Here is a 26,464-nt window from a genome sequence, read left to right on the forward strand (position 1 = left end):
ATGAAGGTGTTCGTAGCTGATACGAGCGTTATCGTCGATGGGAGGCTCACGCAGTTCCTTTCAGCGTTCGACGAGAAGGTCAAGGTTGTGATTCCGGAGGCGGTCATAGCGGAGATAGAGCACCAGGCCAACGAGGGGAAGGCGATAGGCCACACCGGCCTGGAAGAGCTTAAAAAGCTCCGGGAGATGGCTGACAGAGACAGGATTCTCCTCGAGTTCCACGGGGAGAGGCCGGAGCTATGGCAGATAAGAACTGCCAAGTCGGGTGAGATAGACAACCTCGTCCGTGAGACGGCTCGGGTCCTTGGGGCGACCCTCATCACCGGCGACCAGGTGCAGAGGGACATCGCGATAGCCAAAGGCATCGACGTCATTTACCTGACCGCTAAGAAGGAGGTCAGGCACCGTCTCGAGGACTTCTTCGACGAGACCACGATGAGCGTCCACCTGAAGGCTGGCCTCCGGCCCCTAGCGAAGAAAGGCCGCCCGGGAGAGTGGCGGCTCGTTCCCGTTAGGGACGAACCGCTCAGTGATGAGGAGCTCGAGGAGATTGCAGATGACATCGTCGAGCGCGCAAGGCGTGATCCGGAGAGCTTCATAGAGCTCGACGAGCCCGGAGCAACGGTGGTCCAGCTCAGGAACTACCGTATCGTCATAGCAAAGCCGCCCTTCGCCGACAGGATTGAGATTACCGCCGTAAGGCCCGTCAAGAAACTCGGTATAGAGGACTACGAGCTGAGTGAGAAGCTGTTGGAGAGGCTCAGGAACAAAGCGGCTGGCGTGCTCATTGCAGGAGCCCCCGGAGAGGGAAAGACAACTTTTGCTCAAGCCTTGGCCGAGTGGTACGCCGGAATGGGAAGGATCGTCAAGACGATGGAAAAGCCCCGCGACCTTCAGGTGGGTGAGGAGATAACGCAGTACACAGCTTTAAAAGGTAGAATGGAGCTGACCGGTGACATACTCCTCCTTGTGAGGCCGGACTACACGATATTCGACGAGATGAGGAAGACGAGCGACTTCAAGATTTACTCGGATTTAAGGCTTGCCGGCGTTGGAATGGTCGGTGTCGTGCACGCGACCAAGCCGATAGACGCGATACAGCGCTTCATCGGAAGGGTCGAGCTGGGGATGATACCCCAGATAGTTGACACGGTGATATTCATCAAGGCCGGAAGGGTTGCCAAAGTTCTGACGCTCGAGTACCTCGTCAAGGTGCCGAGCGGGATGAAGGAGGAGGATTTAGCGAGGCCAGTCATAGAGGTCAGGGACTTCGAGACGGGCGAGCTTGAGTACGAGATATACACCTACGGCGAGGAGATAAGCGTCGTTCCGGTAAAGAAGGAGGAGAAGGCTCCGGCATTAAGGCTCGCCGAGAAGAGGCTCAAGCAGGAGATAAAGAAGTTCCTGCCAGATGTCTACGCCGAGGTCGAGATAGTCAGCCCGCACAAGGCGGTGATCTACGCGGACGAGTTCGACATTCCGGCCATAATCGGCAAGAAGGGCAAGCGCATAACCGAGCTGGAGAAGAGGATTGGCATAAGCATAGACGTCAAGAGCTTCGCCGAGAGGGAGGCGGAGAAACCCAAGGAAAAGATACCCGTCGAGGTCGAGGAGAAGAAGAAAACGATAGTGCTCAGAGTTTCCCCTGACTACGCCAAAAAACCTCTCAAGTTCTACGGCGGCGAGCAGTACGTCTTCACGGCAACGCCGAGCAAGAAGGGCCTCGTCAAGGTCAGCAAGAGCACACCGATAGGCAAGGAACTCAAGAGGCTCATCGAGGCAGGGATACCCATCTGGGCAAGTGCTTGAGAAAATCTTTTATAGTTTGTTTTCTTCTTTTCTATGGTGGTAAGCTTGGGAGCGGCCGACGTCCTGGCCACCCTAGTGGCGGTGTTCTTCCTCGCCCTCATACTTGCCCCTTTCATTCCTGGCGGCCCAGCGCTGATGCTCCTCCTGCTCGGGCTCCTACCCCTTGCGATTCTGGTAGTCCTTCTAGTCAAAGTGTGGCAGCTCAGTGATGAGGTCGAGGTTTTGAGGAAGGAACTCGAGTCGCTCAGGAGGGAGAAAGAAGATGGAAAGCCGCTATGACCCCATGGAAACCCTCGGGGCGATCCTGAGCGCCCTCGGGCTGGCGGGTATTATAGTAACCGAAGGACGTGTCCTGGGGTTTGGCCTCCTTGTGATTGCCTTTGGTATCGTCATCTGGAAGATGGGCGAGGTTCGGAGGGAGCTTAGAGGGGAAATCGAATCGCTTAGAAGGGAGATGGAGGCGTGTCCCGGAGAATCGGGGAGTGGTGAAGATGCCCGTGCTCTGGAGGGATAGACTTTTCTGGAGTCTTGCCATCGGTGGCCTGCTGGCTCACCTCTCCGCGCTGTGGGTTGGAACGGAGGGCACGGTAGTTGGCAACTTCCTGTGGATCATGGCCTTTGTCTACCTTTTAATCTCGAGCATCAGGAGATTGCTTAATCCTCGCAACGTTTTTTAACCCTCCACCGGAGCATTGACCATGCTCGTGCTAGCTTCCGCCAGTCCACGGAGGAGGGAGATACTGTCGAGGTTCGTCCCTGAGTTCAAGGTGGTGCCAAGCAACGCCAGCGAGGAGTGCCGGCTCAGGGAGCCAGGAGATTATTCCGTCGAACTCGCCAGGAGGAAGGCCAGGGAGGTTTACTCCAGGGTTGGCGGCACTGTCATCGGCGCCGACACCGTGGTGAGCGTGGACGGTCAGATACTGGGAAAGCCGAGGGACGAGGGGCACGCGGTCAGAATGCTGAAACTGCTGAGCGGCAGGGTTCACCAGGTCACCACGGGATACTGCATAATCCACGGGGGGAAGGAGCTCTGCGGTGCCGTGACGACGGACGTGAAGTTCCGCGAGCTGGACGAGGAACTGATACGGGCGTACGTGGCAACGGGTGAACCGATGGACAAGGCGGGGGCGTATGGAATTCAGGGACTGGGAGGGCTCCTGGTAGAGTGGATCAGGGGCGACTACTACAACGTCGTGGGCTTCCCCATAGAGATAATCTGGAAGCTCCGGGAGCTTGGATTTGAGGTCTTGTCGCGCTGAACTGGCTCGGTTCTCTGGCCATGAGATGCTTAAATCTGGAAGGAAAACAAGGGCGTCCCGCGATTTTGGGCCTCTTTGTCCTTGGTGATCTCAAAATTGAACTCGGCCTCGGGGAGGGCTGAAATAACGAAAACCTACAGGAACTCTTCGAAGAGCAGGTCCTCCTTTCTCCCTCCCGCTTTCCTGAAGACCTTCTCGCTCCAGGAGACGCTCCCGACGGCGGGGGGATAATGGGCGTCGCTTGCGAAGGTGAGCTTTATTCCCCGCCTTATGCACTCCCTCACGAACTCCAAATCGGGGACGCGGTAGCGGGAGCTTATCTCGAAGGCCTTTCCGTTGGCCTCGGCCAGCTCGAGAACCTCCTCGAGCTCCTCCAGAGTTGGATATCCGATGTGGGGAAAGTTCGCCCCGAAGTGCCCTATAACCGTCACGTTCTCATCGATGAGGGCCAACTTCACCAGCTCGATGTACTGGCTCGGGCTCTCCAGCCACTCGTGGACGCTGGCTATCACGTAGTCGAGCTTTCTGGCCATGAAATCCGGCACGTCCACGCCGTTAAAGGTTAAGTTCCCTTCGATTCCGGCCAGTACCGTTATCTCGGCCTCCCCTCCCCACCGCTTTATTTCCCTGACGTATCTGCTGAGGGTTCTCTCTGAGAGGTAGTGGACGTGGTCGGTTATTCCGAGCAGTCTAAGCCCCTTCTCTTCGGCGGCCGCTATGTTCTCGGCTATCCCCCCGATGCCGTCCGAGTAAACGGTGTGGGTGTGGGCGTCGTGTGCGAACTTGGGCATGGTTCAACCTCCCGGCGAGGGGTTAAAAACCCTTTCTGGACAAAATATCCAAAGTAAAGCCCAACCTTGAGTTTTGACAAACCTTTAAATACCGCAGGGGAGAAAAGGAAGCGGTGGTGAAGATGGTCGAGCGCTCCAAGGTTAGGGTTCTCGTCGCCAAGCCCGGACTTGACGGTCACGACAGGGGAGCTAAGGTCGTCGCCAGGGCCCTGCGCGATGCCGGTTTCGAGGTTATCTACACTGGAATCAGGCAGACGCCGGAGCAGATAGTCGAGAGTGTTATCCAGGAGGACGTCGATGTCCTTGGGATAAGCATACTCTCCGGTGCCCACATGGTTCTCATTCCCAAGATACTCAAGCTCCTCGAGGAGAGGGGCCTCAGGGTGAACGAGGACGTGCTCGTCATAGCCGGCGGAATAATCCCGCCCGACGACGCGGAGGAGCTCGAGAAGATGGGCGTCGCCAAGGTTTTCGGCCCGGGAAGCCCCATCGGAGACATCATAGCCTTCATAGACGAGAACGTCCCCAAGCTCAGGAAGTTCAGGGAGGAGTGAGCAAACTTTATAATTTCTTTTGGATAATCTGTCCGAGTGGTGACGATGCTAGAGGGCCTCATAGAGAGAATGCTCCGTGGGGACAAGCGGGCAACTGCCAGGCTCATAACCCTCGTTGAGAACGACGAGGAGAAAGCGAGGGAGATAATATCCAGGATTTACCCTCACACCGGCAACGCCTACATTGTCGGGATAACCGGGCCGCCGGGGGCGGGTAAGTCCACGCTCCTCGACAAGCTCATCAGGGTCGCCAGGGAGGAGGGGAAGGTTGTAGGCGTCATAGCCATCGACCCAACCTCCCCCTTCACTGGCGGAGCTTTGCTCGGTGACAGGATAAGAATGCAGCGTCACTCCACCGACCCTGGGGTTTTCATAAGGAGCATGGCCACGCGCGGCTCCCTCGGCGGTCTCGCCAAGGCCACAAACGACGCCATAAAGGTTCTCGACGCCTACGGCTGCGACGTTATCTTCGTCGAGACCGTCGGCGTTGGGCAGATAGAGATAGACATCGTCAAGACTGCTGACACCGTCGTCCTCGTCACGGTTCCTGGCCTGGGAGACGACATACAGGCCATAAAGGCTGGCCTGATGGAGATAGCGGACGTCTTCGTCATAAACAAGGCGGACAAGGAGGGGGCGGACGCGACGTACTTCGAGCTCAACCTCATGCTCGACCTCGAGAAGGAGCGCTGGGAAAGGAGAGGCTGGAGGCCGCCGATAGTCGAGACCGTCGCCACGACGATGAAGGGAATCCGGGAGCTGTGGAAGGCCATCAACGACCACGGGAAGTTCCTCGTGGAGAGCGGCGAGATAGAGCGCAAGAGGCGCTTCCGGGCGGAGGAAGAGGTTAAGACCATAGTCTCCGGCAGAATATCCCGCATCGTCGGCGAGAAGCTCAACGAGGGGGAGGTAGCTTCCCTGATCGACGGAGTTGTGAGGCGTGAAATCGACCCCTACTCTGCCGCGGATAAGGTGTTGGAGAAAGCACTGGGGGTGAAGGTATGATAAGGAAGATAGACCACGTTGGTATAGCCGTCAAGAACCTGGAAGAGGCCATAAAGGTCTGGGAGGGCCTCGGTCTCAAGGTCGAGGAGATTGAAGAGGTACCGGACCAGAAGGTGAGAACCGCGATAATCCACGTCGGTGAGAGCAGGATTGAGCTCCTCGAGCCGACGGCGGAGGACTCACCGATAGCCAAGTTCATAGCGAAGAGGGGGGAGGGCATACACCACATAGCCCTCGGCGTCGATGACATCGAGACGCACCTAGAGAAGCTCAAGGAAGCCGGCTACAGGCTCATAGACGAGGAGCCACGCATAGGTGCCGGCGGGGCCAAGATAGCCTTCGTGCACCCGAAGGCAGTGACCGGTGTTCTCCTCGAACTTTGCGAAAGGAAGACAGAATAGCCGGTTTAATTTCCATAAGTTTCCAACATTTTGTATTTCCTTTCAGTTTCATGTGGTATTTTTGGTATGTTGCTAATCTTCCAATTTTACACAGTAACACTTATAAAGTTGGATACGAAGTTGGGTTGGCGAGGAAACAGTTCAGTGCGTCCTCCAATCCAAATGGTGAAGAAGTGGTGGGTATGATGTTGAGGATCCGACCCACGTACGAGGGGTCGCGAGTGGTGGATTATAGGCGCCTCAATGAGCTCCTCCAAAGAAATAAGCGCCGAAGGAAGCTTCTCATAACCCGAAAGCCGCCGGTGGAACTTGATAAGCATAACGTCCACCCGATATGGGTGACCAAGATCCCCCACCCCAACGCCGTTTCTCCCTCCAGGCTTCACGCCATCGAGCAGATGGTGTGGGAGCAGCTCCAGCAGGGTGAGGCGGACGTCATACTGGACGCCATCGAATACTTGATGATAGAGAACGGCGTCGAGCCAACGCTGAGGTTTGTCAGCAAGCTCCGGGACATGGCCCTTCTGGCGAACTCTGACTTCTACGTCACCATCAGCGACGGCATCGATGACAGGGTCAGGAACATACTCCGCAGGATAGTTGAGTGACACGGGTAAACTTATATAACCATCTTTGCCATTCCCCTGTTTAGGTGTAAGGGCATGCCGTACATCGAGAAAATTGAAATGAAGGGCTTCAAATCCTACGGTAACAGGAAGGTCGTCGTTCCCCTTTCTAAAGGCTTCACCGCCATCGTCGGTGCCAACGGTTCTGGGAAGAGCAACATTGGCGACGCCGTTCTCTTCGTCCTCGGCGGCCTGTCCGCCAAGGCCATGCGTGCCACGAGGATAAGCGACCTCATCTTCGCGGGCACTAAGACCGAGCCTCCGGCCAAGTACGCGGAAGTGGCGATGTACTTCAACAACGAGGACAGGGGTTTTCCGATAGACGAGGACGAGGTCGTGATAAAGAGAAGAGTTTACCCCGACGGCAGGAGCACCTACTGGCTCAACGGAAAGAGGACGAGCAGGAGCGACATACTTGACGTGCTCAGCGCGGCGATGATCTCGCCGGAGGGCTACAACCTCGTCCTCCAGGGGGACATCACCAAGTTCATCAAGATGAGCCCTACCGAGAGGAGAATGCTAATCGATGAGATCTCCGGCATAGCCGAGTACGACGCAAAGAAGGAGAAGGCGTTGAAGGAATTAAAGCAGGCCGAAGAGAACCTCGCTCGTGTTGATCTTCTCATCAGGGAAGTGAAGGCCCAGCTAGACAAGCTCGAGAAGGAGCGCAACGATGCCCTTCGCTACCTCGACCTCAAGGAGCGCGTTGAGAGGGCCAAAGTAACGCTTCTTTTGGGTGAGATAAGGAAGCTGGAAAGCCTGATAGAGGAAAGCAACCTGCGCGACAAGGAGATAGAGGCCGAGATAGCGGCGATGGGGGCCAGGCTCAAGGAGGTTGCCAGGGAGATAGTGGCGAAGGAGAGGGAACTGAACGCCATCGAGAAGGAGCTTGAGGAGAAGAGCGAGGACGGTATCCTGGAGGTCACGAGGAAGATAAGCGAGGTTCAGTCGAGGATAGAGATGGCCAGGAAGAACATAGAACTGGCTCAAAAGGAGATAGAGGACAGCCAGCACCGTCTGATGAAGGCGAAAGAGGAGCTTAGAAAGGTTTCGGAGGAAATAGAGAAGGGGCGGAACGCAATAAACCGCTGGAGCAAGAGACGTGAGAAGCTCATCGCCGAGATAAAGGAGAGGGAGGTTGTCAAGAACGAGTTGGTTGTCAAGCTCGGCGAGATAGACAGGGATTTTGCCATGGCCAAGCAGGACTTCGACAAGGTCGTTGACGAGCTGGAGGAGGCCAAGAAGGAGCTCTACATGAAGGAGAGCGATATTAAGAAGTTTGAAGAGGAGATAGAGAGGGCCAGGGCCAGGATAGCCCAGAACAACGCCAGAAGGATTTCCCTCAAGGCCCAGATCGAGGAGGCCAAAAAGTCCCTGGAGGCGAAGCGCTCCGAGCTCGGCGAAATCGACGGGAAGATGTCCAAGGCAGAGGCGAGGCTCAGGAAGGCCGAGAAGGAGATGGAGGAAAAGAGCAAGGCCCTCAGGAAGGTCGAGGGAGAGCTTGCAAAGGCCAGGGAGGAGCTGATAAAGGCCGAGGCCCAGCGCGAGGTTCGCGGGAACCGCGCGGTTGAGTTCCTCAAGGGCCAGAACATCCCCGGCCTCTACGGTCCCCTCGGGGAGCTGATAACGGTTGCGAGCGAGGACTACGCGCTGGCCATAGAGGTTGCCCTCGGCGGGAGCTACGACCACGTCGTCGTCGAGGACGACAGGGTTGCGGAGAAGGCGATAAGGCTCCTCAAGGAGAAGAGGCTCGGAAGGCTCACATTCCTCCCGCTGAACAAGATAAAGCCCCGCTCGATGCGCGAGAAGCCTTCCCTCGGAATTCCCGCGATGGACGTCGTCCAGTACGACCCGCGCTTCAAGAACGCCGTAGCCTACGCCCTCGGGGACACGCTGATAGTGAGCGACATGGACGAGGCGAGAACGGTTGGAATAGGAAAGGTTCGCATGGTGACCCTCGGCGGCGAGCTTTTGGAGAGGAGCGGAGCGATAACCGGCGGCCACTACAGGCCGAGGGGGAAGCTCGGAGTAAACGTGGACGAGATAAGGAAAAGGGTGGAGAAGCTCGAACGTGAGAAGGAAGCTTTGGAATCTACCGTCAATGCCCTCAGGCTCGAGGTCAAGGGGCTGGAGAACGAGCTGTTCGAGCTCCGTATGAGGAAGAGCGAGCTGGCCAAGGACCTGCAGGTGGTCCAGCGTGAGATGGATCGCCTCCTTGCGGAGGACAGGGCGCTCAAGGAGGAGATTGAGGAGAACGAGAGGCTCATCGAGGAGCTGGAAAAGAGGATTCACGAGGCTAAGGGCGAGATGGCAAAGCTCAGAGGAAGGATAGAGAGGCTGGAGAAGAAGAGGGAGAAGCTCAAGAGGGCCCTCGAGAACCCTGAGGCCCGGGAGCTGAACCAGCGCATACGGGAGGTCGAGGCAGAGATAAGCAAGCTCCGCGAGGAGCTGAGCAAGGTCGAGAGCAAGCTCGAGAACCTCGATGTGAGGATAAACGAGGAGCTGCTGCCGAGGAAGGCTGATCTGGAGGAGGAAATCGAGGGGCTGGTGAACAGGATAAACGCCCTCAAGGCAAACATCGAGGAGAATGAGAGCGCAATTAAGGAGTTCGAGGCTGAGCTTAATGAGCTCAGGAAGGCGGAGGAGAGCGTCAAGGACGAACTCAAGGAGCTACGCGAAAGGCGCGAAAAGGTCAGGAACGATATAATAGACCTCCGCGCCGAGAAGGACGAGCTGAACTCCAAGCTTCAGGAGCTTCGCATAGAGGCAAACACCCTCAAGATAAAGCTCGCACAGTACGAGGCCGCGCTGAAGGAGAAGAGGGACGAGCTGAAGCACTTTGACCCCAAGCTCATAAAGAGCATCAAGGAAGTGCCGCTCGAGCTCGAGGCGCTCCGTGAGCAGATAGAGAAGATGGAGGAAGAGATACGCTCCCTCGAGCCCGTGAACATGAAGGCCATAGAGGACTTCGAAGTCGTCGAGAGACGCTACCTCGAGCTGAAGAGCAAGCGCGAGCAGGTTCTGGCTGAGAAGGAGAGCATAGAGGAGTTCATCGAGGAGATAGAGGGCCAGAAGAAGCAGGTCTTCCTCCAGACCCTCAACGAGATAGCCAGGAACTTCTCGGAGCTGTTCGCCAAGCTCTCGCCGGGAGGAAGCGCCAGGCTTATCCTCGAGAACCCCGACGACCCCTTCGCCGGGGGTCTTGAGATAGAGGCCAAGCCCGCTGGAAAGGACGTCAAGAGGATAGAGGCCATGAGCGGCGGCGAGAAAGCTTTAACGGCTTTGGCCTTCGTCTTCGCCATACAGCGCTACAAGCCGGCTCCCTTCTACCTCTTCGACGAGATCGATGCACACCTCGACGACGCCAACGTCAAGCGCGTCGCCGACCTCATCAAGGAGGCCTCCCAGAACAGCCAGTTCATCGTGATTACACTCAGGGACGTCATGATGGCGAACGCGGACAAGATAATCGGGGTCAGCATGAGGAACGGCGTCTCCCGCGTCGTTGCACTGAGCCTTGAGAAGGCCATGAAGATACTCGAAGAGGCCAGGAAGAGGAGCGAGGCCGAGCACGCCGAGATGTTCGGCCACCTGGGCGGGTGATGGTGATGGAATCCCGTCGCGAGGAGGAGATAACGCCCGTTGACATTCTCCTCCAGCTCGTTCAGATGGGCAAGGTCGATCCCTGGAACATCGACATCGTTGACCTGACCGAGAAGTACATCGAACGGCTCAGGGAGATGAAGGAGCTTGACCTCAGGGTTTCAGCCAGAGCAATCCTGGCTGCATCAATCCTCGTGAGAATGAAGAGTGAGGCTTTGCTCCACGCGGACGAGGAGGAAGAGGAGGAGCGGAAGGAGGAGAGGCTCCACGTCGAGGTCGAACCTTTGGCCCCGCCGCTCAGGAGAGTCGAGCGCTACTACACCTTCGACGACCTCTTAGATGCCCTTATGGACGCCCTCGAGGAGGCGGAGAAGAGAAAGCCCAGGAAGAAAAAGAAGGTCGAGATAGAGGAGGAGGTCTTCGTCGTCGATGACTTCCGCGTGGACATCGAGAAGCACGTCTACCGCCTCCACGAGATAGTCGTGAACATGTACCGGGAAACACGGGAGCCAATAAACTTCTGGGATCTCGTCTTTGACCCGACGCCGAAGATAATAGCTAGAACCTTCCTCTACCTCCTCTTCCTCTCCAACATGGGGAAGGTGGACCTCATTCAGGAGGAGCCCTTTGGGGAGATACTGGTCGTGCCAGTAGGTGAGGAAGCTTAGCTCAGGTTTCTTTCTTCCCTCTTCGCTGGCCTTATCGTTATGACCAGCAGGGGCTCCTCGCTCCCGAGGTATAGACTTTTCTTTTCCTTGTTCAGGTAGAAGCAGTACGTCCCGTCGGGGATCTCCTCCAGGAATTTTCCGGGAGCTGTTTCCCTGGCGGTTCTCCCGTCGAAGAAAACGCACTCGTAGGCCCTGGAAATACCCGAAACCCTTTCTTTGATTTCTTCCAGGGAAAGCCTCTCGCATTCGAGCTTAGCACAGACCAGGCTCTTTCTCCCGTCTGTGAAGATTACGATCCTTTCGTTCACGTCAATCCTCCGCGAACGGTCGAGGAAGGCCCACAGCTCCGAGTAAATCCTCTCAAGCTTTCTTCTCTTTGCGAGCCTCTTGACGAGCCTCTCCCTGGCGTGCCTCGTGAGGAGCATGGCCTGAGTTGGTCTCATAATTTATAAACTTCGCCGAGGATATAGGCATATGTACCTTCGTCGCGATATAATCGAGCCTCGCGTTTACCAGGAGGTCATCTACGCCCGGTGCAAGGAAACCAACTGCCTTGTCGTTCTGCCGACTGGATTAGGAAAGACGCTCATAGCGATGCTCATAGCAGACTACCGCCTCTCCAGGTACGGTGGAAAGGTCCTCTTCCTCGCCCCAACGAAGCCCCTAGCGCTCCAGCACGCCGAGAGCTTTAGAAAGATCTTCAACCTCCCGCCGGAGAAAATCAACGTCCTCACCGGCGAGCTTTCGCCCGAAAAGAGGGCTGAGGTGTGGAGGGAGAGCGTCGTGATAACCGCCACGCCCCAAACCGTCGAGAACGACGTATTGACGGGCAGAATTTCGCTCGAGGACGTCGTTCTGCTGGTTGTAGACGAGGCCCACCGCGCGGTTGGAAACTACGCCTACGTCTTCATAGCGAAGGAGTACCTCAAAACTGCCAAACACCCGCTCGTTCTGGGATTGACTGCCTCCCCGGGGAGCGACGAGGAGAAGATACGCGAGATAGTGAGGAACCTCGGGATAGGGCGCATAGAAGTTAGAACCGAGAACTCGCCTGACGTCAAGCCTTACGTCCAGAGGATAGCTTTCGAGTGGGTGAAGGTTGAACTCCCAGGTATCTACACGGAGGTTCGCTCGCTCCTCAGGGAGATGCTGAAGGAGAGTCTCAAGCCCCTGGCCCAGTTCAAGCTCGTCTCGACCTATTCCCCCGACATCTCCAAGAGGGAAGTCCTCCAGGCGGGCTCTAAAATCAACCGCGAGGTTGCCATGGGCAACTACGAGCTGGGCCGGCTTAGAATGTACCAGGCGAAGGCGGTGAAGCTTCAGCACGCGATAGAACTCCTCGAAACCCAAGGGCTGACCGCGTTGAGGGCCTACCTGAAGAAGCTCCGCGAGGATAAGAGAACCAAGTCCAGCAGGGAGCTGATGGAAGACCCCCGTATGAGGAAGGTGATTTACCTCCTCGTTCAGGCGAAGGAGATGGGAATGGACCACCCCAAGATGGAGAAGCTCAAGGAGCTCATCAAAAAACAGCTAGAGAGAAAGCCCAACTCAAAAATAATCGTTTTCACCAACTACCGCGACACGGGAAGGAAAATCGTCGAGGAGCTTGGGGGACTTGGTATAAGCGCCGAGCGCTTCATCGGACAGGCCAGCAGGGGAAAGGATAAGGGAATGAGCCAGAGGAAGCAGAAGGAAACTCTTGAGCGCTTTTCCAGGGGTGAATTTAACGTTCTCGTCGCCACGAGCGTCGGCGAGGAGGGTCTAGACGTTCCCGAGGTTGATCTGGTGGTCTTCTATGAACCAGTGCCTTCGGCGATAAGGAGCATACAGCGTCGTGGTAGAACCGGCAGGCACAGGCCCGGGAAGGTAGTAATCCTTATGGCAAAGGGGACGCGCGATGAGGCCTACTACTGGAGCTCCAGGAGGAAGGAGAGGGGAATGTTCGAAGCGGTAAGGAAGGTGGCGGGTGAGCTTGAGCGCGCACGTAACGGAGGAGATAAACCGGAAGGGCGGAAGGGGAGTGTTGAGATGTCCGCGAGGGGTAGGATAACTTCCCTCGACCAGTTTTTGAAGCCGAAGAGAGTTGAAAGGACCGATAAATCCGGACGTGAGCCAAAAGAGAAGTCGGAGAAACCGGCCGAGGAGCGGAAGGAACTCCCAATAAAGCCCGTTTTCGTGAGGAAACCCAAGGGGATAGTCGTTTACGTCGATTCCCGCGAGTTGAGGAGCGGGGTTCCGAAGCTGTTGAAGGAACTCGGGGCGGAGGTTGAGGTCAGGACGCTCGACGTTGCCGACTACGTCGTCAGCGAGGAGGTCGGGATAGAGAGGAAGAGCGCCAACGACTTCATACAGTCAATCATAGACGGCAGGCTCTTTGACCAGGTGGAGAGGCTTAAGAGGGCCTACGAGAAGCCGGTGATAATCATCGAGGGCGAGCTTTACGGGGTAAGGAACGTTCACCCCAACGCCATTCGCGGTGCCATAGCCGCTGTGACCCTCGACTGGGGAGTGCCGATACTCTTCTCCTCGGGCAAGGAGGAAACCGCGAGCTTCATCTACCTCCTGGCCAAGCGCGAGCAGGAGGAGAGGAAGAAGGAGGTCCGCCTTAGGAGCGAGAAGAAGGCCCTAACCCTGGCGGAGAGGCAGAGGCTAATCGTTGAGGGCCTGCCAAACGTTTCAGCAACGCTCGCCAAGAGACTGCTGAGGCACTTCGGCAACGTGGAGAGGGTTTTCACCGCGACGGAGGAGGAACTCAAGGAGGTTGAAGGAATAGGCGAGAAGAAGGCGAGGGAGATTAGGAAGGTCATCACGGCTCCTTATGTGGAGGAGTAGCCCATCAGCCGGTAGTCGTCCCCTGCCACGGTGACCTCAATGTCGAGCGAATCGGGTATACCGCTGGTCTCGAAGGCCAGAACCACATAGTTGTCCCTCTTTTTGTCGGGGAACCTCACGCGGAGCACGCTTCCGGGGGTAATCTCCCCGGTTCCCCCGTAGTACTCGAGCTTCCAGTCCGCGGGCACTGTGAGGCTGAGCCCCTCAACGCCGTTTCTTCCCCCGAGGTCGTAGAGGCTCACGAAGATGACGGCCCACCTGGGGGTCATTATCCCGGCCCCGTCTATCCTCTGGCTCATGTCCGGAGCCGGACTCTCGAACTCGAACTCCGAGGGCGTTTCGTTGGTGATGGCGAATCGGCCGTAGAGAAGGGTGTCGTTGGCGAAAACGTATGAAAGTCCGATGAACTTCTTTCTCCCAGGAACGTCACGGTACATCTCCTTGAAGAGCTCTAAGGGATAGTTAGGACTGCGCTGCTCGAGATAGGCCCTCTCCACCGCCCTGGCGGTTGCCTTCCCACCGGTGGTCGGGCTGGCCCTCACCAGGTATCCCATCAGGGTTTCGTGATTGACTACCGGACAGGTGCGGATCCCGCCGGAGGTGTCATCGTGGACGGCGAGAGCGTAGGAGAAAACCGCTCCAATCGCCATTCCCACGAGAATCCCAACCACGAGCTCTCGGGAGATTCCTTTCATCTGTGCCACCGATGAGTTTTACGCACTGAAGGTTTAAATATGTTTGGCCTGTGCGTTCTTTGGGAGAGTAAAACCTGGAAACAACTTACCTGATAAGCATTTTTCTGTCTTAGAAAGCTTCGCTGGGAGTTTGTAGCTCTTCTCTATGTTGTAACCTGGAAATGTGGTTTCCAAACTTGAGGCTGATGTTTCAAGTGAGAACCACTTTGGGTTCCTGTTGAGGGGGTTTAACTCCAAAAGACGCCCGAAGGGCGTCAAAAGAAAGCAAACCCCTGTATTAGAGTATTCTGGAGTTGTTCTCCGTGTTAAACGCTCCAAAATGGGGAAACCACTTGGAGATGGGTACTTCAAGAAGGAGCTACAAACCTTGGTCAAACTCTGCGGGACTGGCGTCCCTCGCGTCGAGCGAGGCTCGACGTCGCGCAGGCGAACAAACTTTGCTTTGCAAAGTTTGACCAAAAGGCTCTGACTGCATGCTAGGGAGAAGGTAGTTGCATGCCTCGTTAGTGGGCATTTTATCGAGGGTTTGTATTGATTAGAGACCTATTGAAGGGGTTTTATCTAAGAACAGCGCCCGAAGGGCGCTAAGGAGAAGAAAACCCCAACCAAAACAAGCGAGTTAATGACAAACCCCTAACTAACTTGCATGTTCTGATAAGGCATGCTAGCTTTGATGAAGCTTTCCGGTAGAAACGTTTCTGGTGCGGGGGCGGGGATTTGAACCCCGGAACCCCTACGGGACGGGACCCTCAATCCCGCGCCTTTGACCAGGCTCGGCAACCCCCGCGTTGCCAAACTATAAGGCTCGGGGAGTCTTTATAAATTTTTCTATCCCCTCTCTGCCCCGGGGGAACCGAAAGATTTATAAAGCAACCTCCCGTCTATGACTTCGGGTTGAGGGCCGGTAGCTCAGCATGGTTAGAGCGCGGGACTCTTAATCCCGTGGTCGGGGGTTCGAATCCCCCCCGGCCCGCCAGACCGCGTTTCTTCTCGACGCGTTCCGTTTGAGAAGGGATGCGTTTGAGCAACGTAAGGAGTTAGGAAAATGAGTTTTGAAAGCTTAGGCTTGTCCGAGGCCACGTTAGTGGCCGTCAGGCAGAAGGGTTTTGAGACCCCAACGGACATTCAGAGGGAGGTCATACCGCGTCTTCTATCGGGCGACGTCGATATAATCGGCCAGTCCCAGACAGGGACGGGGAAAACAGCGGCATTTGCGCTCCCCATAATCGAGGCCATCGACCCGAAGGTCAAGGCGGTTCAGGCGATAATCCTCACGCCCACGAGGGAGCTTGCCCTCCAGGTGGCCGATGAAATCAAGAGCCTCCGCGGGAGGAAGAGGGTTTACGTTTACGCGGTCTACGGTGGCCAGCCGATTGGTCCGCAGATAAGGGCCCTCGAGCGGGGCACCCATGTCGTAGTTGGAACCCCCGGAAGGGTTCTCGACCACATAAGGCGCGGAACCCTCGATCTCAGCTCCGTCAGGTTCTTCATACTGGACGAAGCTGACAGAATGCTCGACATGGGCTTCATAGACGACATAGAGGCGATCTTCCGTGAGACTCCGAGGAGGAAGAGGGTGCTGATGTTCTCGGCCACGATGCCGCGGGAGATAAGAAGGCTCGCGAGGCGCTACATGGGGGACTACGAGGTCGTGAGCGTGAGCAGCGACGAGCTGGTCCCCGAAATGGTAGATCAGGAGTACGTTGAGGTCGTTCCCGCGAGGAAGTTCACCGTGCTGAAGAAGATACTCGATGGGGACTTCTACGGCATAATCTTCTGCGCCACCAAGAGGGAAACCAGGGAGCTGAGTGAGAAACTCAGGAGGCAGGGCTACAGCGCCGAGGCCTTGAACGGCGACATGAGCCAGGCAGCGCGCGAGAGAACCTTCTGGCGCTTCAAGACAAAGCGGACGAGAATTCTCGTCGCCACCGACGTCGCCGCGCGCGGCCTGGACGTTCAGGACGTGAGCCACATAGTGAACTATTCACTGCCCATGACGGCTGAGGACTACGTACACAGGATAGGGAGAACGGGCAGAATGGGCAAGCGCGGAAGGGCGGTGACCTTCATAATGCCCGGTGAGTTCAAGAGGCTGCGCTACATCGCCCAGGTCGCAGGGGTGGAGATAAGGAAGTCTGAGCTGAGCGAGGAGATACCGAAGGAGTACAGGGAGAGGTATGAGCGCGAGGAACGTCCGAGGAACTACAGAAACAACAGAAAGGGAAGGAGAAACTATTCCCGCGGCTACTCGAGACGCTACTGAAGCTCCCCGAGGTAAACGGTGACGACGAGATCGTCACCCGCTATCCCAATTTCTACCCAAACCGTGTCGCTCTTTTTTAGGTAGCCTAAGAACCCTGAATCAGATAGCATTTCACCGGTAAGCCACTCCGCATACTGTTTGTGGAATATGGGGTGGTAGTAGTCGGCCAGGTGATAGTACGTGACTCCCCACGTCCAGCCCGCCTTGTAGCCTCCGGGAAGCTTTCCGTCCGAGAGACTGGTCAGGGATTCATCGGCTTTCAGGCCAAAATCGCCGTAGAAAACGTTCATCATTGAGTAGGCCAGGTTCCTGGCGTCAGCGTCAGTCATCGTGTAGTCCTGATTGAGGAACTCATACCCCCTGATCGTTCCCAGGTTTTTCACGTTCGCCTGATTTTCGCCGGGCGTTATCTCGTAGAGCGTGGCGTTGATTATCGTACTCCCCTGTCTCTCCCAGTAGCGGTAGTAGGCGCCAAGATCCATCGGGGGGAGGTGCTGGTCAAGGGCAAAGTACCAGCCGCCTATCTTCACCAGCGCCGTTGCATGCCCGAGGTCGGTGAGGTTTATCGCCATTGCATATACCGGCGAGTGGTTCATCGCGAGAAGGAGGGCATCGGTTAGGATCGTGTAGTCGGTGCACACTCCCTTTCTCCGCATTATCGTCTCGTAGGGGGTCTGAATGGTGTTGTTCTGCCCCTCAACGACCTCCTGCCTGCCGTCGGGGTATATTATGACCTTCGCAAAGGGCTGGCTGGCCTTTTCCCAGTCGTAGCTCAGCCACTCCCCCTCCCACTCCAGAACGTTCCAGGCGCTTTGTGGCAGGTTCTCACCCTTCAGTTGCTCTGCCAGGGGTGAAACCACATCGAGCTCCTTTCCGCTCAGCATGCATTCGAGGGCATCCTTCAGGAGATAGCGCCAGAGAATTCCCGGACAGTTGAGCTCGGCGTCCTGGCTTGGCAGGGATACCGTTGTGTTCTCCCATTTCACGAGGGGATTTGTCCAGGTTGCAGGGAGTGTCGTGTACGAAGGGGAAGAAGACGTGACTTCAGAAGTTTCCCACGAATGAGGGGTCTCGCTCTCACTAGTGTAATGTAACGGAGCAATGCACCCCGATGAGAACACTATGAGCACCAGGAGGGTCGCTAAGATGGTTCTCCTCATACCTCAAAATAGAGCGTGGGTCTTATAAACTGTGCCCCCGGGGAGCGAAGGGAAATCATCGCTCGCCGAGCGCTCATTCCCCGCGGTTTCCCGGGGGCGTTACCTTTTAGTTAGCGTTGGACTTAAGCTTTTACCTCGTTACTATCGCGCTCACCCCGGCCGCCGCCAGGGTCAGCAGCTCGAAGACCTTGTAGGCTTCCTCAACGGTCTTCGCCTTGAACTCGACCGTCTTCCCGTCTATGCGATTCACGAACGGCAGCAGCTCGGCGGTGTCTGCCATATCGCTCCTCAGGAAGCGGACTTTTACGTGGACTGGCTCTCTGGTAACGAGGGGCTTTGTCTCTCCTCTCTTCAGCCGCTCGACGGCCTCTATCACGCCCTCCCGCAGCATGGTCTTTATTCTCCTCATTCTAGGGCTCTTGGCGGCGTAGCGTGAGGGAGACTCCTTGAAGGGAACGCCAACTACCCAGGGAGTGAATGTCTTAACGTCCGTTTCGAGGAGCCTTCTATCCCCTCCCACGAGGATCACGGGGATTCCCCAGCTTCCCAAAATGTAGGCGTTGAGCAGGAACTCGCTCACCTCAACCCCGTTTATCTCCAGCCTGTCTATGCTCGCCCCGCTGTAGGTGTGGTCGAAGGTGGCGTAGCTCGTGCCGGCCTTGGCGTGGTAGCCGAGGAAGAGCGCGGCGTCGCTTCCCCTGGCGAAGGCCACCATGCTGAGCGGCCTCGGAAAGCCCCTCACCAGCTCAACGTATTCGGGCATCTCTCCGGGAAGGATATTGACCATCGGACCATGGCTGTCGGCTATTATGACCTCCTCAAAGCCGAGTTCGTGGAGCGTCTCGGCGGTAACCTTCACCACCTCGGTCGCTATCCTCCGGGCCTCCCCGTAGAGGGCGCCTTTCACGAAGAGGTGCTCCCTGCTGACGATGTACGGTAGGCCCTCAAGGTCAAGGGATATGAATGCGCGCATCTGCATCACCGAGATAAAAATCGAAGCGATAAAAGATAAGTCTTGCGGAACTGGAATAACCCTCAGGAATATCGGTTCGGAAATTCGATAATTCCCGCTCATGAAAATGGTTATATAGGCCTTTTTTCATAAAACAAAGCGGTGATAGGTATGCAAATTGTCGAACTCGATATAAAATTGCCCTATGAAGGTAGGGGAAAAATTCTGGGCCGTTTGTTTGCCATGGTTAGGGGCAGGATTAGGGACATACACTTCTTCCCGCCCGACGCGGAGGGCTTCAGCGAGATAAAGATGGAGGTAGTTGAGGACGACACCAGGGGGCTTCTCTCAGAACTCAGGAAGATAATCAAAAACGGTAAGGTCAGCCTCAGGGTCCTGTCCGAGGCTTAATCCCGCCCCTTTATCCCCCTGTTCAGCTCACGGAGTTTTTTCCCTGCCTTTTCAAGCGAACCTGCCTTTTCTATTGCAGTCCCCGTCACTATTATGTCAGCCCCTGCCTTCACGGCCGCCCTCGCCTGCTCGGCCGTCCTTATGCCGCCGCCGACGATGAGGGGCACGTCTATGACGTGCTTGACGAGGGCTATCATCTCCGGAGGAACCGGCTGGGACGCCCCGCTTCCGGCCTCAAGGTAGACGAGCCTCATGCCGAGGTACTGGCCGGCCAAAGCGTAGGCCGCCGCTATCTTGGGCTTGTGCCTGGGAATCGGCTTTGCATCGCCGACCCAGCCGACGGTCTCACCGGGCTCGATTATGAGGTAGGCCATCGGTATCGGCTCCAGCCCGTAGCGCTTGACCTGGAAGGCTCCTAAGGCCTGAGCCCCGGTTATGAAGAACGGGTTGGTCGAGTTGAGAAGGCTCATGAAGAATATCGCGTCGGCGTACTTGCTTATCCCGCCGTGGGAGCCCGGGAAGAGTATCGTGGGCAGGTCGGAGGATTCCTTTATCGCCCTCACCACGCCGTCGAGAACTTCCCCTTCTGCCCCCGTGGAGCCGCCTATCATAATCGCATCGACGCCGGTTTCCTCGCTCATCTCCGCTATTTTGGCCGCTTCCTCCGGCGTAACGTCGTCCGGGTCGAGAAGAACGAAGTGGAGCTTCTCCCTTTCGAGCTTCTCGTGAATGTAGCGCTCGACCTTTCCAATTTCCAGCATCTTTCACACCCCCATAAAGCTTCTAATCTCCAAACTCTTGGTTGGCCAGGTTGATAGGAAAGTGGGCGGTGTCGCCTTTGAATCTAAAAACTGGGGGACGGCTAGCGGAACGGGGGGAACTGCACCGTTTGGGGCTTTACTGGACGCTCTGCCTAACATCTTCCAGCACTTCCTCCACGCTGACATCGACGGGAATCCCCTCAATCTCATCAAGCAGGTCCCAGATGGTCTCGCCAACGATAATTCTGACCTTCGTCCCCTTTGGTATGTTCACTCGCCTGAGAGGTCTGAACGTCTCGCCGTCATAGACCGCCTCAATAATCGTCCCCATACTACCACCGCATATCCTTTACGTCGGCCTCGCTTTTAACGATTTTCCAGTTGAGGCCGAGGTTCTCGAGGATTTCCGTCAAGGTTTCGTCCGGTTCTTCTTCAAAGCGGTAGAGGTTAGTCTTTACCCTCACGTCCCCCGCCCCGAACCCCGGCACCGGTTCGCCACGCCTGGCCACCTCCAGGGAGAGCCTCTCCTCCAGCCTCTCGTCGCTTGGAATGAGGTAGGCCCTCAGAAGCTCGGCTTCCTTCAGGAGAAAGTCGATGTGCCAGTGGAGCCTCTTTTCCCTTTTGAAGTGCCTCGCGACCCGCTTTTCGAGGGAGTTCATGGCGGAGCCGACGTAGACGTAGTGGCCCGCCCTGAGCCGGAACGTTCTGCCCTTCGTTCGTATCTCCTTGTCCCCGTCCAGCCTGATAACCAGGAAGTAAGAGCCCCTCATGATATCCGGTTCTGGTCACCATTTATAAACCCTTGATTCCAAATCCTTCCGGTGTGTGGAATGGACGAGCGGAAGAAGAAGCGCCCCGTGGACGACTTCGCCTGGCAGGAGTACGACAGGGAGGAGTTCGAGCAGACCTTCCCGGCCCTCGCCAGGGAGCTCGAGGGAGAGGGCATTTCGATAGAGGCCTACAGAACCAGCGAGGAGAGGGTGGAGGAGCCGACGGACTTCTCCGGCTACAACCCAACGGTGATAGACTTCCTCAGGCGGTGCGAGACGGACGATGAGGCGCTTGAGATAATAAACTGGCTCGAGGAGCGCGGTGAGATAACGCCCGAGATGGCCAAGGACCTGAGGATAACCCTCGTAAAGAAAGGCGTCAGGGCCTTCGGCCCCAAGAAGGAGTGGGGCTGGTACGAGAGACACGGGAAGCGCGGCTGACTTCGGCTAACGAAAGGGAAAAGGGAAACGGAACCCTTCAGATGTTCCCGATTCGCTGGAGAACCATTCCCTCTATCCTTATCGGCTCTGCTCTGCGGGCGAACACTATGGCCTGGTCGAGCCTGGCCTCGCTCTCGGCGTGGATCGTGAAGAGCGGGTCTCCTTCTTTGACCTTCTCGCCGACCTTGACGTATAGCTCGAGTCCCGCACCCTTGTCCTCCGGCGCTCCCGCGGCCCTGGCTATGGCCGTTATCGCCCTGTTGTCTATGGCCGTTACGTAGCCGCTCGTCGGGGCGGTGAAGGTGTAGGTCTTGTCGCCGATTGGTATCTCCTCGGGTTTTATGTTTGGATCGCCGCCCTGCTCCTCGATTATCTCCTTCATCTTCTCCCAGGCCTTTCCGCTCTCGAGTATTTCCCTCGCCATCTTCTTGCCCATTCCGGCCGGGGCAACGCCGCCCATCTCGAGGAGTATTCCTGCCAGGCCGGTGGCCTTCTCTATGAGGCTTCCAGGGCCTTTGCCGGTCATCAAAGCCGAAAGGGCCTCCCTTGCCTCAAGGGCCGGGCCGACGGTGTGTCCAATCGGCTGGCCGCCGTAGGTTATCGCTACCTCGACGTACTGGCCGAGCCTCTTGCCGAGCTCTATGAAGTCCCTGGCCAAGGCTCTCGCCTGATCGACCGTCTCGACCTTGACGCCCTTCCCAGTCGGAATGTCGATGAGCACGTACTGGCTTCCCATGGCGTACTTCTTGGACATTATGCTCGCGAGCATAAGCCCGGTCGGATCGATGCTGAGCGCGCGCTCGGCCTTGATGGTTATGTCATCGGCCGGGGCGAGGTTCAGAGCTCCTCCCCACACCATACAGGCGCCGATCTTCTCAACTATGCGCTTTATCTCGTCCAGGGAGAAGCTGACCTCCGCGAAGACCTCGACCACATCGGCGGTTCCAGCGGCGCTGGTTATTGCCCTTGAGCTGGTCTTGGGTATCGTCAGGCCGGCCGCGGCAACTATGGGCACGACGAGTATGTTGGTCTTGTTGCCCGGAACGCCGCCGATGCTGTGGACGTCCATTATGGGCTTCCTGTCGATGTCGAGCATGTCTCCGGTTTCAGCCATTGCAATGGTGAGGGCAGCTATTTCGTCCATGTCCAGGCCGTTTATCTCCAGTGAGGTGACGAAGGAGCTTATCTCGATGTCGCGGAGCTTTCTATCGACTATGTCCTTGATTATCGTCTCTATCTCAACCTTCCTGAGCTTCTCTCCGTTCATCTTCTTCTTTATGTAGCGGACGCTCTCGGGGGTTCCGCTTGGGACGACCGTGACGGTCTCCCCCTCGGAGAAGCTGTGCAGCTGGAGAACGTCCCTGCTTACACCTATCTCGCCTTCCCCGACGAGGCTGCTTATAACAACGCTTCCGTAGACCGTCTTTTTGCCCGCCTCAATCTTGACGAGGTCGTCCGGGTGGAGCTTAGCCTTTTTGGCTTCGTTCTCGTTGATAAAAACCGAGTACCTCCCGCTGTACACGTCCAGTATCTTGACCCTTGCCTTCATCTCTGATCCCTCCGTGGATTTGGTTCACTCTATTGCGTCGAAGAATACTTAAACTTTTTTAACTGATGGGCTGGAAAAACCCTCTCCTCCGGGGCCGGCTCCTTGCAGAAAAGGTGTAAAAATCAGCCGCTGAGGCCGTGAATGTACTGGGTTCCTGTCTGGTAGTCCATCTCGAGCCTCCCAGTTCTGAGGAGAACGTTCACCACGTCCCGGGCGACTTCCCTGATTGCGGGGGGGAGCAGTCCATCGCCCTTAAGATAGTAGCTCACGAGTTCGTTAAGGGGGGCACTCACGAGACGTCCCTTGAAGACGTAAACGGTTCTATCCTTAACCTCGACTATCCTGTCCGGATAGCCGAGTCGAATCTTCATTATCCCTCACCCCCCATATAAAGTTGGCAGAAAAGGAGTTTTAAAATTTAACGCCCCAGAAATGTTTAATAACAAAAGGGTTGAAAAGCTCAGAGGTTCCTGACTTCCTCGTCTATGGACTCCTCGAGGGTCTTCTCCCACTCCTCGACGTCGAAGTCCACCAGCTCGCTCTCGAGATCCTCCTTGAGGCTGGAGACGCGCCTCTTGAGGGCGCTCTTGGTCTCCTCGTCATAGACGACGTAGTAGGGGTTGCTCTTGGCGGAGAAGTAGAGCATCAGCAGTATCACGTTGAGCAGTATCAGTATGATCACTATTCCGTACACGAGGGCGTCGGCCATCATTTCTTCCCTCCGAAGAGCGCTTTGAAGACCCTCTTAATCGGGCTCTCCGGCTCGGGAGCCTGCCACTTGATTCCTGCGAGCTTGGCCGCGAGCTGCTTGATGGCTATGGCCGCCGGACTGGTCGGGTTCTTGATGACGAGCGGCACACCGTAGGCGGAGGCGCGCTTGACCTCTGGGTCCTCCGGTATCATTGCCAAGACAGGAACCTCAAGGATCGCCTCAATCTCTTCCTGGGTGAGTTCGGTCTTCTCGTTGGTGACCCTGTTGAGTATCGCTCCGAGCGGCAGGGTCCCAAGCTTCTCTGCTATGAGCTTGGTCTTGAGGGAGTCCGTGATGGCAGATATCTCGGGGTTGGTGACGATTATCAGTTCCTTACCGATGAGGAGGGCTGTAACAGATGTCATCTCAAGACCTGCGGGGGCGTCAATGAGAACGAAGTCAGCCATCTGGCCGATTTCCCTGATGAGCTGCCTGAGCCTCTCGGGCTTGGCCTTCTTGATCTTCTCCAGGCTGAGTCCTCCCGGTATGACCTTGACTCCAGCGGGTCCCTCGTATATTGCGTCCTTGAGGTCTGCCTCGCCTGCCAGGACGTCGTGGAGGGTTATTGGAATGTCCTCCATTCCAAGGACGAGGCTCAGGTTGGCCATGGTTATATCCGCGTCCAGCAGTATTACCTCCTTCCCGAACTGGGCCAATGCGACACCCAGGTTTGCAACCGTCGTTGTTTTACCGGTTCCACCCTTTCCAGATGCAAAAACAATTGAACGGCCTTCCAAAGTTCACACCTCCAGCGTAAGCGGTACCGCCTTTTTGCAGTGATCTCCGCGGCCTTTCGATTTTATACGGAGTGTTCAATTTGCGTGTATGAACTATGCAGGCAATGCTTTTATTTTTTGCGGTTCATCTAGTGACAGGAGAAAAAGGTAGAGAAAAGACCGTCTTCAGTTTACTCTTCCTGGGCCTTCCCTTCGCCCTTTGACTCTCCCTCCCCGAGCATTTCCTTCTCAAGCTTCTTCTTTGCCACCTCGGCAGTATCCGACAGGCTCTTGAACAGCTTCAGCATCTCCATCGGCAGGGGAAGGATTATCACGTTGCTCTTGTCGCTGGCGACGTCGCTGATCGTCTGGAGCGTCCTCAGCTGCAGCGCCATCGGGTGCTCGCTGATTATCTCCGCCGCCTCGCGGAGCTTTTCAGCCGCCTGCCTCTCTGCCTCCGCCAGGGTTATCCTGGCCCTCCTCTCCCTCTCGGCCTCGGCCTGCCTGGCCATCGCCCTCTGCATTCCACTCGGCAGCTCAACGTCCTTTATCTCGACCGTGCTGACCTTTATGCCCCATGGGTCAGTTGCCTCGTCGATTATCTTCTGGAGCTGGAGGTTGAGCTTCTCCCTCTCGCTGAGCAGCTCGTCGAGGTGGGCCTGGCCTATGACGCTCCTCAGCGTGGTCTGAGCTATCTGGCTGGTGGCCATTATGTAGTTCGCCACCTGCGTCACGGCCTTCACCGGATCGACGACGCGGAAGTAGACCACGGCGTTCACCCTGACGGGCACGTTGTCCTTGGTTATGGTCTCCTGAACGGGCACGTCGAGGACCCTGGTCCTGAGGTCCACTATGACGGCCTTCTCGAAGATCGGGATTATGAAGAACAGTCCAGGCCCTCTGGCTCCCACGACCCTTCCAAGGCGGAAGATGACGGCCCTCTCGTACTCCTTGACTATCTTTATTGCCGTCGCCAGGATAATCAAAACAAACAACAAAACAATCGAAATAACCACGGTACTTGCCGTTATGGCCATTCATTCTCCCTCCTTCACTCCATCAACTTTTTCGACGATGAGGGTCAACCCCCTGACTTCAACAACTTTGACCTTCTCCCCGACCGGGATTCTCCTCCCGTCCCTGCTCTCCGCCTTCCAGAGTTCCCCACGAAGCTTGACGACGCCCTCAGGGTCTACGTCTTCCACGACCTTTCCGACTTCCCCTATGAGCTCCTCTTTCCCGGCCTCGGGCTTTTTCCGGTGGGCTCTGACCACAGTGGCTGCACCGAAGAGGAAAAACAGCCCGAGCAGTATTGCCATGACCAGTATCGCTATACGCAGTACTGAGTACGTCTCACTCGTCACCAGGTACTCACCTCCGGCTCCGGTTCCGCTGAAGAGCAGAATGCCCCCTATGACGAAGGTCACAACCCCCGCGACTGTGAACAGGCCAAAGGTCGGCGTCAGGGCCTCGGCTATGAAGAATATCATCGCCAGCACTACCAGCAACAGTCCTGCGCTCTCGTATCCAAAGTAGCCCAGGCCTAGGAGGCCAAGAACAAGCATTATCGCGCCCACCGTCTCGGGAACGTGCCAGCCCGGAGTTAGAAAACCGAAGATGAGGCCTATGAACCCCAGGTTCAGGAGGAGGTAGGCTATCGTGGGGTCTGTTATGTACTTGACGACCGTGTCTCTGAAGGACGGCTCGATGTACATGAGCTCCGCGTCCCTGAGGTGAAGAGTCACCTTTCCCTTTCCAGCCACGGGGACTTTTGTCTCCATTCCGTCCGCCTTCTGGAGGAGCTCCTCAACGTCGCTCGCAATGACCTCGATGACGCCGTACTTCAACGCCTCCTCGGGCGTTACGCTCCTGTCCTCGGTTATGAACTCTTCCGCCAGTGTTTCGTTCCTCCCGCTCACCCTCGCTAGCTCGCGAATGTAGGCGACGTAGAAGTTTGTTATCTTGGGAGGGGCTTCAACTATGCTCCCGTTGGTGGAGTAACCCAGTATCGGCCTGCAGGCCCCTATGACAGTCCCGGGGGTCATCGCTATGAGGTGGGAGCTTAGTGCTATGTACGTCCCGGCGGAGGCGGCCATTCCCCCGGAGGGGTGGACGTAGATTATAACGGGAACCTTAGCGTTTTGAATCCTCGTGACGATCTCCTGCATAGCATCGCCCCTTCCGCCGGGTGTGTTCAGCTCTATGATTATGGCGGAGGCGTTCGCCCTTTCGGCCTCGCTTATGTAGCGGTCGAACTGGTCCACCGTGTAGCCGGTTATCATGCCGTCCACTCTGGCGACGTAGACGACGTTTTCCTTCCCGCTCACCCCCTGCTGGAGAATGAGCACAGCGAGTAGCAGAGCAATCAGCGCGAGCCTGGGCCTCATATCCACCGCCAAATACTAATACCACTCGAGGGTTTAAACCTTTTGCCTGCCGGCCAAAAG

29 protein-coding genes and 2 tRNA genes are annotated in these 26,464 nt (G+C 56.6%); 16 read left to right on the top strand and 15 right to left on the bottom strand.

The genetic code is table 11. From position 1 onward, the window contains the following. Genes CL1_RS08290 through CL1_RS08310 form a run of 5 tightly spaced genes read left to right on the top strand, consistent with a single transcriptional unit; the run spans window position 1 to window position 3,068 of the window. Window positions 1–1,809 (top strand): PINc/VapC family ATPase, encoded by a 1,809-nt coding sequence (locus CL1_RS08290; RefSeq protein WP_014789432.1) that lies wholly within the window; start codon window positions 1–3, stop codon window positions 1,807–1,809. Window positions 1,810–1,845: 36 nt separating this feature from the next. Continuing rightward, the gene (locus CL1_RS08295) at window positions 1,846–2,088 is read left to right on the top strand and encodes a hypothetical protein (protein WP_148267297.1); all 243 of its coding nucleotides are present in this window, start codon (window positions 1,846–1,848) and stop codon (window positions 2,086–2,088) included. Continuing rightward, entirely contained in the window at window positions 2,072–2,323 is a 252-nt protein-coding gene (locus CL1_RS08300; protein ID WP_014789433.1) for a hypothetical protein, read from the top strand. Before CL1_RS08295 ends, CL1_RS08300 begins: the two co-directional genes overlap by 17 nt. Then, window positions 2,301–2,486: a hypothetical protein gene (locus CL1_RS08305; protein WP_014789434.1), complete on the top strand. Its 186-nt coding sequence runs from the start codon at window positions 2,301–2,303 to the stop codon at window positions 2,484–2,486. The genes CL1_RS08300 and CL1_RS08305 overlap by 23 nt, the downstream gene beginning before the upstream one ends. Before the next feature lie 21 nt (window positions 2,487–2,507). Next, the gene (locus tag CL1_RS08310) at window positions 2,508–3,068 is read left to right on the top strand and encodes a Maf-like protein (protein WP_014789435.1); all 561 of its coding nucleotides are present in this window, start codon (window positions 2,508–2,510) and stop codon (window positions 3,066–3,068) included. Between the two features lie 134 nt (window positions 3,069–3,202). On the opposite strand, the gene CL1_RS08315 is transcribed toward CL1_RS08310, so the two are convergent. Further along, on the bottom strand, window positions 3,203–3,859 hold the full coding sequence (locus tag CL1_RS08315) for a PHP domain-containing protein (protein ID WP_014789436.1): 657 nt from the start codon (window positions 3,857–3,859) through the stop codon (window positions 3,203–3,205). A 122-nt stretch (window positions 3,860–3,981) separates the two neighbouring features. Here CL1_RS08315 and CL1_RS08320 point away from each other — a divergent pair, with 122 nt between their 5' ends. From CL1_RS08320 to CL1_RS08345, 6 genes are all read left to right on the top strand, one after another. Further along, window positions 3,982–4,413, top strand: coding sequence for a cobalamin B12-binding domain-containing protein (locus CL1_RS08320; protein ID WP_014789437.1), 432 nt, complete (start codon window positions 3,982–3,984; stop codon window positions 4,411–4,413). Window positions 4,414–4,458: 45 nt separating this feature from the next. After that, a complete protein-coding gene (meaB, locus tag CL1_RS08325; protein WP_014789438.1) occupies window positions 4,459–5,418 on the top strand; it encodes a methylmalonyl Co-A mutase-associated GTPase MeaB in 960 nt (319 codons plus the stop codon). After that, window positions 5,415–5,819: a methylmalonyl-CoA epimerase gene (gene mce, locus CL1_RS08330; RefSeq protein WP_014789439.1), complete on the top strand. Its 405-nt coding sequence runs from the start codon at window positions 5,415–5,417 to the stop codon at window positions 5,817–5,819. The genes meaB and mce overlap by 4 nt, the downstream gene beginning before the upstream one ends. Before the next feature lie 185 nt (window positions 5,820–6,004). After that, entirely contained in the window at window positions 6,005–6,427 is a 423-nt protein-coding gene (locus CL1_RS08335) for a DUF835 domain-containing protein (RefSeq protein WP_257719862.1), read from the top strand. 54 nt (window positions 6,428–6,481) lie between these two features. Then, on the top strand, window positions 6,482–10,048 hold the full coding sequence (gene smc / locus CL1_RS08340) for a chromosome segregation protein SMC (protein WP_014789441.1): 3,567 nt from the start codon (window positions 6,482–6,484) through the stop codon (window positions 10,046–10,048). 5 nt (window positions 10,049–10,053) lie between these two features. Further along, window positions 10,054–10,716, top strand: coding sequence for a segregation and condensation protein A (locus tag CL1_RS08345; RefSeq protein ID WP_014789442.1), 663 nt, complete (start codon window positions 10,054–10,056; stop codon window positions 10,714–10,716). Here the strand turns inward: CL1_RS08345 and CL1_RS08350 are convergent. Continuing rightward, window positions 10,713–11,141, bottom strand: a complete 429-nt coding sequence (locus CL1_RS08350; protein WP_048152186.1) for a hypothetical protein — start codon at window positions 11,139–11,141, stop codon at window positions 10,713–10,715. The genes CL1_RS08345 and CL1_RS08350 overlap by 4 nt on opposite strands. Window positions 11,142–11,190: 49 nt before the next feature. On the opposite strand from CL1_RS08350, the gene CL1_RS08355 reads away from it, so the two are divergent. Next, window positions 11,191–13,548 carry a DEAD/DEAH box helicase gene (locus CL1_RS08355; protein ID WP_014789444.1) on the top strand — a complete coding sequence of 786 codons (2,358 nt, stop codon included), beginning with the start codon at window positions 11,191–11,193 and terminating at the stop codon, window positions 13,546–13,548. Here the strand turns inward: CL1_RS08355 and CL1_RS08360 are convergent. Next, window positions 13,533–14,243 carry a hypothetical protein gene (locus CL1_RS08360; protein WP_014789445.1) on the bottom strand — a complete coding sequence of 237 codons (711 nt, stop codon included), beginning with the start codon at window positions 14,241–14,243 and terminating at the stop codon, window positions 13,533–13,535. The genes CL1_RS08355 and CL1_RS08360 overlap by 16 nt on opposite strands. A gap of 699 nt (window positions 14,244–14,942) precedes the next feature. Continuing rightward, window positions 14,943–15,030: transfer RNA gene (locus CL1_RS08365), tRNA-Leu, on the bottom strand. 111 nt (window positions 15,031–15,141) lie between these two features. Between CL1_RS08365 and CL1_RS08370 the strand changes: the two genes are divergently transcribed. Further along, window positions 15,142–15,219: transfer RNA gene (locus tag CL1_RS08370), tRNA-Lys, on the top strand. A 69-nt stretch (window positions 15,220–15,288) separates the two neighbouring features. Then, window positions 15,289–16,506: a DEAD/DEAH box helicase gene (locus CL1_RS08375; RefSeq protein WP_014789446.1), complete on the top strand. Its 1,218-nt coding sequence runs from the start codon at window positions 15,289–15,291 to the stop codon at window positions 16,504–16,506. Here the strand turns inward: CL1_RS08375 and CL1_RS08380 are convergent. Both CL1_RS08380 and CL1_RS08385 read right to left on the bottom strand, forming a co-directional pair. After that, window positions 16,500–17,666 (bottom strand): transglutaminase-like domain-containing protein, encoded by a 1,167-nt coding sequence (locus tag CL1_RS08380; protein ID WP_014789447.1) that lies wholly within the window; start codon window positions 17,664–17,666, stop codon window positions 16,500–16,502. The genes CL1_RS08375 and CL1_RS08380 overlap by 7 nt on opposite strands. Before the next feature lie 130 nt (window positions 17,667–17,796). Beyond that, window positions 17,797–18,639: a M55 family metallopeptidase gene (locus tag CL1_RS08385; protein WP_014789448.1), complete on the bottom strand. Its 843-nt coding sequence runs from the start codon at window positions 18,637–18,639 to the stop codon at window positions 17,797–17,799. Window positions 18,640–18,789: 150 nt separating this feature from the next. Here CL1_RS08385 and CL1_RS08390 point away from each other — a divergent pair, with 150 nt between their 5' ends. Then, complete coding sequence (locus tag CL1_RS08390) at window positions 18,790–19,029, top strand: hypothetical protein (protein WP_014789449.1); 240 nt, start codon at window positions 18,790–18,792, stop codon at window positions 19,027–19,029. Here the strand turns inward: CL1_RS08390 and CL1_RS08395 are convergent. The 3 genes from CL1_RS08395 to CL1_RS08405 all read right to left on the bottom strand — a co-directional run bounded on the left by CL1_RS08395 (window position 19,026) and on the right by CL1_RS08405 (window position 20,560). After that, entirely contained in the window at window positions 19,026–19,790 is a 765-nt protein-coding gene (locus tag CL1_RS08395; protein WP_014789450.1) for a geranylgeranylglyceryl/heptaprenylglyceryl phosphate synthase, read from the bottom strand. The genes CL1_RS08390 and CL1_RS08395 overlap by 4 nt on opposite strands. Before the next feature lie 136 nt (window positions 19,791–19,926). After that, window positions 19,927–20,121: an antitoxin family protein gene (locus tag CL1_RS08400; RefSeq protein WP_014789451.1), complete on the bottom strand. Its 195-nt coding sequence runs from the start codon at window positions 20,119–20,121 to the stop codon at window positions 19,927–19,929. Window position 20,122: 1 nt separating this feature from the next. Continuing rightward, window positions 20,123–20,560: a GIY-YIG nuclease family protein gene (locus tag CL1_RS08405; RefSeq protein WP_014789452.1), complete on the bottom strand. Its 438-nt coding sequence runs from the start codon at window positions 20,558–20,560 to the stop codon at window positions 20,123–20,125. A 60-nt stretch (window positions 20,561–20,620) separates the two neighbouring features. Between CL1_RS08405 and CL1_RS08410 the strand changes: the two genes are divergently transcribed. Then, window positions 20,621–21,001 (top strand): DUF2095 family protein, encoded by a 381-nt coding sequence (locus CL1_RS08410; protein ID WP_014789453.1) that lies wholly within the window; start codon window positions 20,621–20,623, stop codon window positions 20,999–21,001. Between the two features lie 37 nt (window positions 21,002–21,038). On the opposite strand, the gene CL1_RS08415 is transcribed toward CL1_RS08410, so the two are convergent. The 6 genes from CL1_RS08415 to CL1_RS08440 form a co-directional block, all read right to left on the bottom strand. Further along, window positions 21,039–22,550, bottom strand: coding sequence for an AMP phosphorylase (locus CL1_RS08415; protein WP_014789454.1), 1,512 nt, complete (start codon window positions 22,548–22,550; stop codon window positions 21,039–21,041). Between the two features lie 122 nt (window positions 22,551–22,672). After that, complete coding sequence (locus CL1_RS08420) at window positions 22,673–22,921, bottom strand: hypothetical protein (protein ID WP_014789455.1); 249 nt, start codon at window positions 22,919–22,921, stop codon at window positions 22,673–22,675. Window positions 22,922–23,010: 89 nt separating this feature from the next. Further along, the gene (locus tag CL1_RS08425; protein WP_014789456.1) at window positions 23,011–23,262 is read right to left on the bottom strand and encodes a hypothetical protein; all 252 of its coding nucleotides are present in this window, start codon (window positions 23,260–23,262) and stop codon (window positions 23,011–23,013) included. After that, window positions 23,259–24,038 (bottom strand): cell division ATPase MinD, encoded by a 780-nt coding sequence (gene minD, locus CL1_RS08430; protein ID WP_014789457.1) that lies wholly within the window; start codon window positions 24,036–24,038, stop codon window positions 23,259–23,261. Before minD ends, CL1_RS08425 begins: the two co-directional genes overlap by 4 nt. 170 nt (window positions 24,039–24,208) lie before the next feature. Next, the gene (locus CL1_RS08435) at window positions 24,209–25,054 is read right to left on the bottom strand and encodes a slipin family protein (RefSeq protein ID WP_014789458.1); all 846 of its coding nucleotides are present in this window, start codon (window positions 25,052–25,054) and stop codon (window positions 24,209–24,211) included. Continuing rightward, complete coding sequence (locus CL1_RS08440) at window positions 25,055–26,404, bottom strand: NfeD family protein (RefSeq protein WP_014789459.1); 1,350 nt, start codon at window positions 26,402–26,404, stop codon at window positions 25,055–25,057. Window positions 26,405–26,464 lie beyond the last annotated feature (60 nt).

Origin of the sequence: Thermococcus cleftensis (assembly GCF_000265525.1) — an archaeon.
GTDB classification, from domain to species: domain Archaea; phylum Methanobacteriota_B; class Thermococci; order Thermococcales; family Thermococcaceae; genus Thermococcus; species Thermococcus cleftensis.